This window comes from Jannaschia sp. GRR-S6-38 (assembly GCF_029853695.1).
Taxonomy (GTDB): Bacteria; Pseudomonadota; Alphaproteobacteria; order Rhodobacterales; family Rhodobacteraceae; genus Jannaschia; species Jannaschia ovalis.
In genome coordinates this window covers 2,276,616-2,289,575 of the sequence record NZ_CP122537.1, presented here as the reverse complement: position 1 = coordinate 2,289,575, position 12,960 = coordinate 2,276,616, and the positions used below count along the sequence as shown (strand labels likewise).

The 12,960-nt window shown below is 71.3% G+C and carries 13 protein-coding genes, 1 tRNA gene and 1 pseudogene; 11 read left to right on the top strand and 4 right to left on the bottom strand.

Features of this window, described 5'->3' with window-relative positions; genetic code table 11:
* Window position 1: 1 nt before the first annotated feature.
* The 5 genes from P8627_RS11710 to P8627_RS11690 all read left to right on the top strand — a co-directional run bounded on the left by P8627_RS11710 (window position 2) and on the right by P8627_RS11690 (window position 5,086).
* Window positions 2–643 carry a paraquat-inducible protein A gene (locus tag P8627_RS11710; protein WP_279964290.1) on the top strand — a complete coding sequence of 214 codons (642 nt, stop codon included), beginning with the start codon at window positions 2–4 and terminating at the stop codon, window positions 641–643.
* Entirely contained in the window at window positions 610–1,257 is a 648-nt protein-coding gene (locus P8627_RS11705) for a paraquat-inducible protein A (RefSeq protein ID WP_279964289.1), read from the top strand. The genes P8627_RS11710 and P8627_RS11705 overlap by 34 nt, the downstream gene beginning before the upstream one ends.
* Window positions 1,258–1,312: 55 nt before the next feature.
* Complete coding sequence (locus tag P8627_RS11700; RefSeq protein ID WP_279964288.1) at window positions 1,313–3,694, top strand: MlaD family protein; 2,382 nt, start codon at window positions 1,313–1,315, stop codon at window positions 3,692–3,694.
* A gap of 5 nt (window positions 3,695–3,699) precedes the next feature.
* A complete protein-coding gene (locus tag P8627_RS11695; RefSeq protein WP_279964287.1) occupies window positions 3,700–4,236 on the top strand; it encodes a PqiC family protein in 537 nt (178 codons plus the stop codon).
* A 70-nt stretch (window positions 4,237–4,306) separates the two neighbouring features.
* Window positions 4,307–5,086 carry a histidine phosphatase family protein gene (locus P8627_RS11690; RefSeq protein WP_279964286.1) on the top strand — a complete coding sequence of 260 codons (780 nt, stop codon included), beginning with the start codon at window positions 4,307–4,309 and terminating at the stop codon, window positions 5,084–5,086.
* A gap of 46 nt (window positions 5,087–5,132) precedes the next feature.
* On the opposite strand, the gene P8627_RS11685 is transcribed toward P8627_RS11690, so the two are convergent.
* From P8627_RS11685 to P8627_RS11670, 4 genes are all read right to left on the bottom strand, one after another.
* A tRNA-Thr gene (locus P8627_RS11685) sits at window positions 5,133–5,208 on the bottom strand.
* 54 nt (window positions 5,209–5,262) lie between these two features.
* A complete protein-coding gene (locus P8627_RS11680) occupies window positions 5,263–6,873 on the bottom strand; it encodes a heme biosynthesis protein HemY (protein ID WP_279964284.1) in 1,611 nt (536 codons plus the stop codon).
* Between the two features lie 11 nt (window positions 6,874–6,884).
* Window positions 6,885–8,393, bottom strand: a complete 1,509-nt coding sequence (locus tag P8627_RS11675) for a hypothetical protein (protein ID WP_279964283.1) — start codon at window positions 8,391–8,393, stop codon at window positions 6,885–6,887.
* Window positions 8,394–8,483: 90 nt separating this feature from the next.
* The gene (locus P8627_RS11670; RefSeq protein ID WP_279964282.1) at window positions 8,484–9,158 is read right to left on the bottom strand and encodes a uroporphyrinogen-III synthase; all 675 of its coding nucleotides are present in this window, start codon (window positions 9,156–9,158) and stop codon (window positions 8,484–8,486) included.
* Between the two features lie 55 nt (window positions 9,159–9,213).
* On the opposite strand from P8627_RS11670, the gene tsaD reads away from it, so the two are divergent.
* The 6 genes and pseudogenes from tsaD to pyrF all read left to right on the top strand — a co-directional run bounded on the left by tsaD (window position 9,214) and on the right by pyrF (window position 12,960).
* Window positions 9,214–10,299, top strand: a complete 1,086-nt coding sequence (gene tsaD / locus P8627_RS11665; protein ID WP_279964281.1) for a tRNA (adenosine(37)-N6)-threonylcarbamoyltransferase complex transferase subunit TsaD — start codon at window positions 9,214–9,216, stop codon at window positions 10,297–10,299.
* The gene (locus P8627_RS11660) at window positions 10,296–11,255 is read left to right on the top strand and encodes an NAD(P)H-dependent glycerol-3-phosphate dehydrogenase (RefSeq protein ID WP_279964280.1); all 960 of its coding nucleotides are present in this window, start codon (window positions 10,296–10,298) and stop codon (window positions 11,253–11,255) included. Before tsaD ends, P8627_RS11660 begins: the two co-directional genes overlap by 4 nt.
* Entirely contained in the window at window positions 11,255–11,530 is a 276-nt protein-coding gene (locus P8627_RS11655; RefSeq protein WP_279967460.1) for a YciI family protein, read from the top strand. Before P8627_RS11660 ends, P8627_RS11655 begins: the two co-directional genes overlap by 1 nt.
* Window positions 11,527–11,953: pseudogene (locus P8627_RS11650) on the top strand (EVE domain-containing protein). Before P8627_RS11655 ends, P8627_RS11650 begins: the two are co-directional and overlap by 4 nt.
* Before the next feature lie 66 nt (window positions 11,954–12,019).
* A complete protein-coding gene (locus P8627_RS11645) occupies window positions 12,020–12,211 on the top strand; it encodes a hypothetical protein (protein WP_279964279.1) in 192 nt (63 codons plus the stop codon).
* Window positions 12,212–12,276: 65 nt separating this feature from the next.
* Window positions 12,277–12,960: an orotidine-5'-phosphate decarboxylase gene (pyrF, locus tag P8627_RS11640; protein WP_279964278.1), complete on the top strand. Its 684-nt coding sequence runs from the start codon at window positions 12,277–12,279 to the stop codon at window positions 12,958–12,960.

Genomic DNA, 12,960 nt, shown 5'->3' with positions numbered 1-12,960 from the left:
CATGGCCGCGGCCCCCGCCGCCGACACCCGGCTGGACGAGCTGGTCTGCTGCCCGGTCTGCGACGCCCTGCACGAGCTGGGCGAGGTCCCCGCGGACACGCGGATGCGCTGCGTGCGCTGCGGCACGGTCATCGCCGTGGACCGGCCCGAGGCGATCCGGCGCATCGTCGTGCTGGCGGCGACGGCGTTGGTGCTGATGACGATCGTGGTCTTCTACCCGTTCCTGGAGTTGCGGACCGGCATGTTCGTCAGCCGCGCCTCGGTCTTCGACACGGTGATGAGCTTCGCGCAGGGCATCATGGCGCCGCTGTCGATCGCCGTGGCGATCTTCGTCATCGTCCTGCCCGTCGCGCGCCTCGGCCTGCTGATTTGGGCGTTGGGCCCTCTGTCGGTCGAACGCGAGCCCTGGCCGGGTGCGGCCTTCGCGCTGCGATGGGCCGAGACCCTGAAGCCTTGGGCGATGGCCGAGATTTTCATGGTCGGCGTCGCGGTCGCGCTGGTAAAGCTGGCCGATCTCGCGACCCTTTCGATGGGACCGGCGTTCTGGTCATTCACCGCCATCGTGGTCATCACCGCGATCAAAGACACTCAGATGAGCAAGCATTCGATATGGTCGGCGCTGGATCGGGCACGGAAAAGCTGAAAGCCTGGACGGCGCGCGACGCGGGGCTCGTGGGCTGCCGCCACTGCACCCGTGTCTCGCCCATCGGGACCGAGACCTGCCCGCGCTGCGGCGGCGGCCTGACCAGCCGGGACCCGACCAGCCTGCAGCGGGTCTGGGCCTGGGCCGTGGTCGGGCTGCTCTTCTACATCCCGGCCAATCTCTACCCGATGCTGATCACCTCGACGCTGGGCCGTCCGCAGGAGGCGACGATCGTGGGCGGCGTGATCGAGCTGGCGCAATACGGCGCCTGGGGCGTGGCGGCGATCGTTTTTTTCGCCTCGGTGATGATCCCCGTGGGCAAGTTCATCGCCATCGGCTATCTCGCCTGGATCGTCCGCAAGCCGCACGGGCATTCGCCGAAGCAGCTTCTGCATCTCTTCGAAGTGGTGGAATGGATCGGCCGCTGGTCGATGATCGACGTCTTCGTCGTCGCGATCCTCGTCGCGCTGGTGCAATTCGATCTGCTGGCGACTATCAATCCGGGAATCGCCGCGGTCTGCTTCGCCTTATCCGTCGTTTTCACAATGCTTTCCGCGCTCAGCTTCGACAGCCGGGCGCTCTGGGACCAGATCGAGACCCTTGCCGATGAGTGACGCCCCCGACCGCCCGCACGAACCCCGATCCGAACCGCGACGGTCGTCGCGGCGCGTGATCTCGGCCGTCTGGCTGGTGCCGATCGTCGCGGTGCTGATCGCGCTCGCCATCGCCTATCAGAGCTGGTCGAACCGCGGCGTGCTGATCGCCATCGCCTTCCCGGACGCCTCGGGCGTCGAGGTGGGCCAGACCGGGCTGCGCTACCGCGAGGTGACGGTGGGCCTGGTCGAGGATGTGGGCTTCTCGGCGGACCTGACGAACGTCAATGTCTACGTGCGCGTCAACAAGGACATCGCCCCCTTCCTCGACGAGAGCGCGAGCTTCTGGATCGTCCAACCCGAGGTCACCAGCCGTGGCGTCGAGGGGCTGAACACGATCCTCTCGGGCACCTATATCGAGGGGACCTGGGACAGCCAGATCGGCGAGGCCCGGACCGCCTTCGTGGGCGACGAGCGCGCGCCCATCGTGCCGCCGGGCGAGGAAGGCACCGCCATCGTGCTGCGCGCCAAGGACAGCTCGCGCCTCGGGCCCGGCGCGCCGATCCTCTATCGCGGGATCGAGGTGGGCGAGGTCGCCGCCCCGCGCCTGTCGCCTGACGGCAGCGAGGTGCGTGTCGATGCCTTCGTGCGCGCGCCCTACGACCGGCAATTGTCCACCTCGACGCGGTTCTGGGACGCCTCGGGCGTCTCGGCCACGCTGGGGACCGGCGGGGTGGAGCTCCGGATCGGCTCGATCGCGTCGATCATCGAGGGCGGCCTGAATTTCGACACGCTGATCTCGGGCGGCCGGCCCATCGGCACCGGGCATATCTACAACATCTTCGCCGACGAGGACGCCGCGCGCGCCTCGATCTACGAGGATCCGGACACCCGCTCCGTCGCCATCGCGGCGCTGTTCCCCTCGGCCGTCTCGGGCCTGACGGAGGGCGCGCCCGTGCGCTTCCGGGGCCTGCGCGTGGGCGCGGTCAGCCAGATCAGCGGCTTCATCCGGTCCGACGACGCGGACCAGCAGGTGCAGCTTCTGGCCGTGCTCCAGTTGCAGCCGGGGCGCATGGGTCTGGCGGATGATTTCAACGATATCCAGGCGCTCGACTTCATCGGCGAGCTCGTCGGGGACGGACTGCGCGCGCAGCTCGCATCGACCTCGATCTTCGGCGGAGACCTCGTGGTCGAGTTGGTCAACGTGCCCGAGGCCGAGCCCGCCCGCCTGCAGATCGGCATCACCGACAACCCTCTGATCCCGACGGTCGAGGCCGAGACCGGCAGCCTGACCGCCACCGCCGAGAGCGTGCTGGGCCGCATCAACGACCTTCCCATCGAGGAGCTTCTGGTCTCGGCAACGGACCTTCTGGAGAATCTCAATCGCATCGCCGGCTCCGAGGAGACACGGGCCCTGCCGGGCGAGGTGCTGGCGCTGGTCGAGGATGGGCAGGGGCTGGTGCGCGACGGGCGCAACCTGATCAGCTCGCCGCAGGTCGCCTCGGTGCTGGCCGATATCGAGAGCGTGGCGGACGATCTGCGCGACGTCGTGGACCGGGTTTCGGTCGATGGCGGGACGCTCGACCAGATCACCGAGACGCTGGGCGCCGCCTCGGAGGCCGCGGCCAATATCGCGCGCGGCACGGCCGATCTGGACCGCCTCGCGGGGACCGCGCAGAGCGTGGCCGAGAACGTCGCCGCGCTGACCGCGTCCGAAGATACGCAGGCGCTGCCGGGCCTCGCGCGCGAGACGTTGCAGGAAGGCCGCGACTTGCTGGCCGCGCCCGAGCTCGACGCGCTCCTGACCGATCTGGCCGCGGTATCGACCGACATCCGGGCGATCACCACCCAGTTGGCCGCCGAGGAGGCGGGCCGGCGTCTGACCGAGGCGCTGGACGCCGCCGCCGCCGCCGCGACAAGCCTCGCCGACGGCACCGCCAACCTGCCCGAGCTGTCGCAGAGCGCCGAGCGCGTGCTGGCGCAGGCCGAGACGCTGGGCACGAGCCTGACCGAGCTCTCCGAGAAGGCCAACGCCCTGGCGCTGGACGAGCTGGTGAACGCCACGACGGACCTGATGCAGACCGCCGACGCCTTCCTGTCCTCCGACGAGGCCGACGACGTGCCGGTCGTGCTGGTCGACACGCTGGAGGAGTTGCGCCGAACCATCGAGACGATCCGCACGGGCGGGACGCTCGACAATCTCAACACCACGCTGCGCTCCGCCGCAGGCGCCGCCGACAGCATTCGCGAGACGTCGCAGGACCTGCCCGCGCTGGTGGCCGAGCTGCGCCGCCTGACCGGCAATGCCAGCGACGTGCTGCGGACCTACGGCTCCGACAGCCGCATTAACACGGAGCTCTTCGCCGCGCTGCGCGCCGCGACCCGCGCCGCCGAGGATGTCAGCTCGCTGTCGCGGACGATCGAACGCAATCCCAATTCCCTGCTTCTCGGACGGTGACCCCCATGCGCCTGCCCCTCGCCCTGACCCTGCTGCTGGCCGCGTGCGGACAGACCGCCTACTTCGCGCCGCCGCCCGCCACCTCGGCGTTGCGGGTAAACGCGCGCGCCGACAGCGTCGTGGTGGCCGAGGTCTCGATCCCCGAATACGCGATCAACCAGGAGATCCCGATCCAGCAGGCCGACGGCTCGCTGACCACGGATACCGACCGACTCTGGGCCGATCTGCCCGATCGCGCGCTTGCGGGCAGTCTGGCGCGCCACCTCAACCAGATCACCGACGCGCAGGTCGCAGTCGAGCCCTGGCCGCTGCGCGGATTTCCCGATATCGAGCTGTCGATCTTCGTCGAGGACATGATCGTGCAGGTGGGCGGCAATCTGCGCTTCTCCGGGACCTATGCGCTGGGCCGGGAGGACGGGCCGGGCAGCATCGAACCCTTCTCGGTGGTGGTTCCGGTGCCGGGCGAAGGCTACCAGGCGATCATCGCGGCCCACGAGGCGGCCTGGCTGCTTCTGGCCGAGGAAATCGCGCGAAAATTATAAGCGGATCGTGAACGGGACTTTGGGCACGGACCCGCTAAGTCATGATTCGAAGCGATTTGAGAGTTCCGAGATGATCCGTTCCGCCCTCCTTGCCGTCGCACTGGCCTTTCCCGCCCTCCCGGCCGTGGCGCAATCCACCGACTCGCAGGTCGACGTGGATATCGCCGGCGTGATCCAGCAGATCAGCTCGAATACCGGCGAGATGATGATGGTCATGCCCGGCGCCGCCGCCGGAAAGGAAGTGACCGAGGTGCTGCGCTTCGAGCCGTGGCAGATGCTCGACGATCTGTTCCGCGACGATATCGTCTTCCTGATGCGCCACGGACCGACCGATTGGTCGAAGCGCGACGCCACGAATGTCGCCCCCGGCGATTGCGCCAACCAGCGCGTGATGACCGATGTGGGCAAGCGTCAGATGTACGAGCTGGGCGCCCTGATGGTGGCCAACGAGCTCAAGCCCGGCCGGATCCTGGTCAGCGAATGGTGCCGCAACCAGCAGACGCTGGATGCGATGCGCGACGGGATGGCGATGGTCGATGACGCGGCGCTGGACGACGTCTCCATCGAGACCATCCCCGACCTGAACCTGCTTCTGTCCCTGCAGGGGGCTCCCAACGTCACGGGCCTGCGCGAAATCATCTCGAACTGGGATGGCGGCGACGGACAAGGACCGATGCTGGTGATCTCGCATTTCACCAACATCCAGGAACTCACCGAATTCTCGGTGTACGAGGGCGAGATGTTGGTGATCGATCCCAAGCGCAACAACCGGGTCCTGGGCTATGTGCGCCTGCGCTCCGCCTCGCCGGATATCGGGCATTTCGACGAGAGCGTCGTCCAGAACTACTGATCCGGGGGACGATCACGGCCCGGACCTTCGGGCCTCGGGCGGTGTCTGGTGCCGCTGAAGGGACTCGAACCCCCGACCCCATCATTACGAATGACGTGCTCTACCAGCTGAGCTACAGCGGCACCGTGGCGGCGTCCTAGCAGGCGCCCGGGGCCGTTTCCAGCCCCGAAATCGCCTCACATCCGCGACGTACCACCGGTGGTCGGAACCTCGTCCTGCGGCGCCGGCGGGCTCTTGCCGGCGGGCAGGGTCACGGGCTCCTCGGCGTCGCGTGTCGTGCCCACGACATCCGGGTTGACCGGACCGCGCGCGGGCGTCTCGGCCGTCTCGGGCCCGTCGATCTCGGGCTCGGACCGCGGCGCGGTGGCGGCGTCGGGGTCGGGGTCGACCGGGCGCATCTTCTCCTCGGGCCCGCCGATCAGAAGCGGCAGCATGTCGGTGGAGAGCGCGGCCGTGGCCGACATGCCCTTGCGCGGCTCGGTCCAGCCGAGGCTGTCGAACGCCTCGCAATGCGTGCAGACCGGGATCCACTGGCCATGCACGGTTCCGCAATTGTCGCAGACCCATTGCGGCCCGCGCGAGGCGCCCAGCGCCTTGGCCAGCCAGCCGCGCACCACCGCCTCCGAGGCGCCCTCGCCGCGCTCGATCGCGGCCATCAGCGACAGCGACCGGGCGGAGGGATGGGTCTCGTAGAGCGTGCCGAGCGCGCGCCGCGCGGCGGGGAAATCCTCGGCCGCGAGATGCAGCTCGGCCTCCAGCATCTTCGTCCCGGGCGCGGCCGGGTCGAGCTTCAGGAACGGCTGGAACCGCTTGATCCGCGCGGCGGGGGTCTCGTCCGGTTCGATCTCGGCGAAGGCGGCGGCGAGGTCGGGGTGATGCGTGGTCTGCCACGCGGCCTTCAAGACCTTGGCGGCGCGGCGCTTCTCGCCCGCCTCGACATGCATCCGCGCGGCCAGGACGGCAGCGGGCACGAGTTCCGGCGAGAGACGATTGGCCTCCAGCGCCTCGGCGCGGGCCTTGTCGCCATTGCCCTGCGCCAGCTGGTCGCGCGCATCGGCGAGGCTCAGCACCGCCTCGCGGCGCTTGTAGACATCCTTGGGCAGCGCACCCGATTTCAGCTTGGCCGTCAGGACCTTGCGCGCGCCGTCCCAGTTCTCGTCGCGGGCCTGCAGGCGCAGCAGCGTGTCCTGCGTCTCGACATGGCGCGGCTTCAGCGCGAAGGCCTTCTCGGCCAGCTTCATGGCGGTGGCGGTGTCGCCCTCCTCGAGCTTCTGGCGCATCAGGCCGCGCACGCCGACGAAGCGCGTCTTGTCGTGCTTGACCAGTTCCTTCCAGGCGGTGCGGGCGCGGTCCTTCTCGCCCGCCGCCTCGGCGGCCTGGGCGACGACCAGCGTCGTCACTTCGGGCCGGTTGAGGTACTTCTCCGCCTTCTGCGCCTTGGTCGCCGCCTCGCGCGACTCGCCCGCGGCCAGCGCGATGAGCGAGTCCGACAGCGCCTCGTAGCCCTTCCGCTCGCGGTTGCGGTCGAAATAACGCCCGATCGCGGTGTCGTCGCCATTGATGAAGCGCAGCGTGGCGATCAGCAGCCCGGCCAGCTTGAAGACGACCCAAAGGACCAGCATCAGGACCAGAAGGCCCAGCACGACGACCAGCGGCGGCAGCACGTATTCCGCGCCCGCGAAGGTGACCAGCACCTCGCCCGAGAGCGACAGCAGCCATTGCGCGCCGAAGGCCAGCGCGATCACGAGACCGACGAAGAGGAGGATCTTGAACAGCGACCAGAGCATCTATCGTATCCTCACCCGTCCTGGAGGTAATCTTGCAGCGCCGCCTTGGCGTCGCGTCGCGTCTCGACCCGTGCGACCCAGTCGGCCAGCACCGCTTGCGCCCCGTCGGGCAGCGCCGCGATCTCGGAGAGGGCCGCGTCGAGCTCGCCCGCCCGCACCGCGGCTTCCGCCCGGCTGAGCACGGCGTCGGGATCGTCGCCCTCGCGCGGCTCGAGCGAGCGCGCGTTGAAGAGCGAGCCCAGCGCGCCCGACAGCCCCTCCGTCGCCTGCCCGGCCCGCGCGGCGCGCAGCGCCTCGCGGGCGAGCGGCGGAAAGGCTGCGACCAGGTCGCCCTGCGTGGCCACGCCCTCGGCGGCCGGGTCGGCCAGCGCGGCGGGCACGTCGGCCAGCAGCGCCAGCGGCTCGGCATAGGCCGCACCAGAATCGAGCGCGATGCGGACCTGGTTGATCGCCGCCTCGCGGGCCAGCGCCTCGGCCTCGTCCTCGGCGGCCAGCGCCTCGCTTTCGACCTGCGCGATCTCTTCGGACAGAGCGTCGATGCGGGCATTCAGATCCGTCTGCAGCCCCGTCAGCGTGCCCTCGAAGCCGCCGACGGTTCCGTCCAGCGCGGTAACCTCGTCGCGGAGCGTGTCCAGCCCGGCCGAGAGGGCGTCCAGATCGGATCGCAGCGCCGTAACGTCCGCCGAGGCGGCGTCTTCGCCCACGGCGGCCGTCGAGGCGCCCGCGGCGGGCCCGGGCGCGGGCGCGTCCGACAGGGCGGCAACGCGGTCCTCCAGGACGTCCACCCGGTCGGCCAGCGCCGCCTGCGCCTCGCTCAGCGGCGCAAGATCCGCCGCCGCGCCCGGGGTCGCCTGCGCCTGGCGCAGGGCGGCCAGTTCGGTCTCTAGCGCGTCGATCCGGGCGGGATCGACGGCCTCGGCCGGGGCGTCGGGCGGCATCACGAAGGTCGGGATGGCGTAGCCGATCGCGCCGGCCAGAAGCCCGCCGAGGAGTAGCGGCACGAAGCCGGGCCCGCGTGACGCGGCCACCTGCGGCGGCGGCGCCGCGACGGCGGTGCTTTGCGGCGCGCTGGAAGCCGTTTCCGGCTGCACCTCGGACGCGTCCGCCTCCGGGGGCGGCGTGTCGTCCGCGCCTTCCGTGGCGGGCGCGCTCTCGGAGGTGTCGCTCCCGGTCGGCGTCTCGGTGGCGTCCGATCCCATCAACATCGGGTCCGCCGTCACCGGCGCGCCCTCGTCAGGGGCGGTTTCGCCGGGCGCGGAAATCTCGCCGGACAGAATCTCGGCCTCGACCGGGGATCCGTCGCCGGCCCCCGCCTCGGCCTCCGTCGCGGCGGGATCGGGCGCCTTGCCCTTTCCGGCCTCGGGTCCTGCGGCATCCTCGGCCTTCGATCCGGCGGCATCGGTCGCGGTCTCGCCGCCCGCAGCGTCGGAGACGATCTCGGCATCCTCGACCGCATGCCCTTCGGCGCCGGTCTTCTCCGCGTCCCCGCGGCCCGTGCTCTTCGTCGTCTTGCGCGCCACCAGGGGATCCTCCGGCTTGGTGCGATCGCGCGGCCCGTCCGGGGTCCCGCGTGTCCATCGGGATACACCTAGACCGTCACCCCGGCCCCCTCAACCGCCGTTTCGGTCGAGCACCTCCCGGATCGCCGCCAGCATCGCCGGGCCGTCCGGCGCGCACGCCACCGCGTCGGGCGGGACCGGCGCGGCCGCGGCCACCGCCCGGCTGAGACAGACCAGCCGCAGATTGCCCCGCGCCTCGGGGGGGACAGCGTCGCCGAAAAGCGCGGCGCTGCGCGGCGAGTAGAGCGGCACCAGCACGGGCCCCGCCCGCAGGAGCGCCAGCGCCTCCGCGCTCAGCGCCAGCGGCGTCTGCCGGTAGATCACGGCGTCGCTGGCCGGGATGCCCCGCGCCCGGAGGTCGCCCGCGAGATCGCCGCGCTGCACCTCGCCCCGCAGATGGAGGAGCGGCCCGGTTCCCACGGGCACCTCGCGCGCCAGCGTCGCGGCGTCGGGCGCCGTGGCGCGCACCGAGAGCCCGGCCGCGCGCGCCGCCTCTGCCGTCCCGGGGCCGACCACCCAGGCGGCGCGCCCGGGCCCGCCGCCCAGCGCGACATAGGCCGCCACCGCGTTGCGTGAGCTCAGCAGAAGATCCGGCAGATCGGCCGGCAGCGCCCCGAACGGCGCCACCTCGATCAGCGGCGAGATCACGATCCGCTCGCCCGCCAGATGCGCGGCGACCTCGCGCGAGGCCGCGTCGGGGCGGGTCAGCAGGATCGGCAGGCGCATTGTTCCCTCGGGCCGCGGGGCTTAGGTGAGGGCGCAGGTTGGACGGGCGGCGACGATGGCACAAGAGACGACGATCCTGGGGCTCGAGAGCTCCTGCGACGACACCGCCGCCGCGGTCATCCGCCGCGCTGCGGACGGGACGGGGACGATCCTGTCCAATGTCGTGCTGCGCCAGGACGCGCTGCATGCCGAATTCGGCGGCATCGTCCCCGAGATCGCCGCCCGCGCCCATGCCGAGAAGATCGACCTCGCCGTCGAACGCGCGCTGGCGGAGGCGGGCCTCGGCCTGGGCGACTGTGACGCGATCGCGGTGACGGCGGGGCCCGGGCTGATCGGGGGCGTGCTGGCCGGCGTCATGTGCGCCAAGGGCCTGGCGGCGGCGACCGGCCTGCCGCTGATCGGCGTGAACCATCTCGCCGGCCATGCGCTCACCCCGCGGCTGACCGACGGCGCGGATTTTCCCTATCTGATGCTGCTGGTCTCGGGGGGGCATTGCCAATTCCTGCGCGTCGACGGCCCTGACGCCTTCGGGCGGCTCGGCGGGACGATCGACGACGCGCCGGGCGAGGCCTTCGACAAGGTCGCGCGTCTGCTGGGCCTGCCTCAGCCGGGCGGGCCCGCGGTCGAGGCGGAGGCGGCGTCGGGCGATCCGCAGGCCGTCCGCCTGCCGCGCCCGCTTCTGGACCGCGCGGGTTGCGATCTGAGCTTCTCGGGGCTGAAAACGGCCGTTCTGCGCGCGCGCGACGCCGCCGTGGGCGAACATGGCGGGCTGCCCCGGCAGATGCGCGCCGATCTCTGCGCGTCATTCCAGGCGGCGGTGCGCGACGTGCTGGCCGAAAAATCACGGCGCGCCTTGGCGGCGGCGGGCGACGTCACCGCCTTCGCCGTCGCGGGCGGCGTCGCGGCGAACCGGTCCCTGCGCGAAGCGTTGCGGGCCGTCGCCGGGGAGGCGGCCCTTCCCTTCCTTGCCCCGCCGCTCGCGCTTTGCACCGACAACGCGGCGATGATCGCCTGGGCGGGGGCCGAGGCGCTCCTGGCCGGCCGTCGCGACGACCTGACCCTGGCGGCCCGGCCGCGCTGGCCGCTGGACGATGCCGCCCGGCCGATGCTGGGCTCGGGCAAGCGGGGGGCGAAGGCGTGAGCGGGCCGATCGGCATCGTCGGCGCCGGCGCCTTCGGCACGGCCCTCGCGTTCGCGCTGGGCCGGGCCGGCGCCGCGGTGACCCTCTGGGGCCGGGACGCCATGGTGATGGGGGACGCCGCGCGGAGCCGCGTTCTGCCGCGCCTGCCCGACGCGCCCCTGCCGGCTCCGGTCACGCCCACGGCCGATCCGGCCGCGCTGTCGGACTGCGAGACGGTCCTGCTGGCCGTGCCGATGCAGACGCTGACCGGCGTGCTGGCGGCGCTGGCCCTGACGCCGCGCCACACGGTCGCCGCCTGCAAGGGCGTGGACCTGGCGACCGGGCGCGGGCCGACGGCGCTGATCGCCGCGGCCTGGCCCGATACGGTGCCGGCGATCCTGTCCGGGCCCAGCTTCGCCGCAGATATCGCGCGCGGCCTGCCCACCGCGCTGGTGCTGGGCTGCAGCGACGACGCCATCGGGGCGGCGCTGCAGACGCGGCTCTCCACCCGCGCGCTGCGGCTCTACCGTGCCACCGATGTCGCAGGCGTCGAGCTGGGCGGCGCAATGAAGAACGTGATCGCCATCGCCTGCGGCGCCGCCATCGGCGCGGGGCTGGGCGATTCGGCCCGCGCGGCGCTGATGACCCGCGGCATGGCCGAGATGATGCGGCTGGCCGAGGCGCTCGGCGCCCGGCGCGAGACGCTGATGGGGCTGAGCGGGCTGGGCGATCTCGCGTTGACCTGCGCCTCGCCGCAATCGCGCAACTTCGCCCTGGGCCTCGCCATCGGCGGCGCGGGCGAATGGCCCCGGGAAACGACCGAGGGCGTCGCCACCGCGCGCGCGGCGCTCGACCTCGGGCGGGCGCATGGCGTCGAGTTGCCCGTCACCCGCGCGACCGCCGGGCTTGTGGCGGGCGAGATCACGGTGAAGGATGCGATGGAGGAGCTGCTGTCCCGAGACCTGAGGCGAGAATGATGCTGCACGCGCTGATCTGCACCGACAAGCCGGACCATCTGGAGGTTCGCACGGCCAATCGCGAGGCGCATTTGGCGCATCTGCGCGCCGACCCGCATGTGCGGCAGGCCGGGCCCTTCGTCGACGCGACGGGCGCGATGTGCGGCTCACTCATCATCTTCGAGACCGGGGACCGCGCCCATGTCGAGGCCTTCGCCGCCGCCGATCCCTACGCGCGGGCCGGCCTGTTCGAAGACGTTCGGATCGAGGCCTGGAACCGGGTGATCGACGCGTGAGGTACTGGCTCTTCAAGTCGGAACCCTCCGTCTGGTCCTGGGACGACCAGGTCGCGAAGGGCGCGGCCGGCGAGGAATGGGACGGGGTCCGCAACTACCAGGCGCGCAACATCATGCGCGAGATGGCGGTGGGCGACCGAGGCTTCTTCTATCACAGCCAGGACGCGAAAGCGGTGGTCGGCATCGTCGAGATCTGCGCCGAGGCGCATCCAGACAGCACGACCGAGGACGACCGCTGGGAATGCGTCGACATCCGGGCCCGCGCGCCCTTCGCGCGACCGGTCACCCTGGCCGAGATCAAGGCCGATCCGGAGCTGTCTGACATGGTCCTGGTGCGCAACAGCAGGCTGTCGGTCCAGCCCGTGAGCGAAAAAGAATGGAAGCAGAATCTGCGCGTTGGGCGAAACCGACCCGGAGGGGTGAAACCGATCCTTTTGACGCTGCGTTAATCGGTCTCAAGCCATGCTTCGGGCAACGGGGAGCCCTGCCATGACCGAACCGCGTATCATCCGCATCGAAGGCGTCCGCTTCGAAGTCCTCGACGCCTGCTTCGAAGGCGTCGTGATCTGCCGCGAGGCGAACGGGGTGCTGACCCGCCGCCGCCTCGCCGTTCCGGGCGATCCGTCCTGGACCCATTCGCAGGCCGTTCGCGCGCTTAAGCGGCAGGTCCACGCGACCTGACGGCGCTGGACAGGCGCAATCGCCTCCAATAGGCCCCGGGCGGACCGCTTCCGGAGGCCTTTTTCATGTCCGATGACCGCCTGATCGTCGCGCTCGACGTTCCCGATGCCCTGTCCGGCCTCGAGCTGGCCGAGGGCCTGGGCGACGCGGTCTCCTTCTACAAGATCGGGCTGGGGATGCTCACGGGGGGCGGGCTGGCGCTTGCGCGGGAGCTGAAGGACGATCACGGCAAGCGCATCTTCCTCGACATGAAGCTCTTCGATATCGGCGCGACGGTCGAGGCGGCGGTCCGCGGGCTGTCGCGCTTCGATCTGGATTTCCTGACCGTTCACGGCGACCCGCATGTCGTCGACGCGGCCGCTCAGGCCAAGGGCGACATGAAGATCCTCGCCGTGACCATCCTGACCTCGCTCGACCGCGCCGATCTCGACGCGGCGCTGATCCGACCGGGCGATGTCGCGGATCTGGTGGTCGAGCGCGCGGCCCGCGCCTTCGTCGCCGGCGCCGACGGCGTGATCGCCTCGCCGCGCGAGGCGGCCGCGATCCGCGCCCTGCCGGAAGCGGCGGGCAAGCTGATCGTTACGCCGGGCGTCCGGCCCGCCGGTGCGGCCCGGGGCGACCAGAAGCGCACCGAAACACCCGCCGCGGCCATCGCGGCGGGTGCGGATCACATCGTCGTCGGGCGCCCCGTGCACCAGGCCCCCGATCCGCGCGCGGCGGCGCAGGCTATCCTGGCGGAATTGGGCTGA

Bases quoted from the DNA above. Each gene is read 5' to 3' on its own strand.
- P8627_RS11710 (WP_279964290.1), top strand. From the start codon at position 2: ATGGCCGCGGCCCCCGCCGCCGACACCCGGCTGGACGAGCTGGTCTGC.
- P8627_RS11705 (WP_279964289.1), top strand. From the start codon at position 610: ATGGTCGGCGCTGGATCGGGCACGGAAAAGCTGAAAGCCTGGACGGCG.
- P8627_RS11695 (WP_279964287.1), top strand. From the start codon at position 3,700: ATGCGCCTGCCCCTCGCCCTGACCCTGCTGCTGGCCGCGTGCGGACAG.
- P8627_RS11690 (WP_279964286.1), top strand. From the start codon at position 4,307: ATGATCCGTTCCGCCCTCCTTGCCGTCGCACTGGCCTTTCCCGCCCTC.
- P8627_RS11680 (WP_279964284.1), bottom strand. From the start codon at position 6,873: ATGCTCTGGTCGCTGTTCAAGATCCTCCTCTTCGTCGGTCTCGTGATC.
- P8627_RS11670 (WP_279964282.1), bottom strand. From the start codon at position 9,158: ATGCGCCTGCCGATCCTGCTGACCCGCCCCGACGCGGCCTCGCGCGAG.
- tsaD (WP_279964281.1), top strand. From the start codon at position 9,214: ATGGCACAAGAGACGACGATCCTGGGGCTCGAGAGCTCCTGCGACGAC.
- P8627_RS11655 (WP_279967460.1), top strand. From the start codon at position 11,255: ATGCTGCACGCGCTGATCTGCACCGACAAGCCGGACCATCTGGAGGTT.
- P8627_RS11645 (WP_279964279.1), top strand. From the start codon at position 12,020: ATGACCGAACCGCGTATCATCCGCATCGAAGGCGTCCGCTTCGAAGTC.
- pyrF (WP_279964278.1), top strand. From the start codon at position 12,277: ATGTCCGATGACCGCCTGATCGTCGCGCTCGACGTTCCCGATGCCCTG.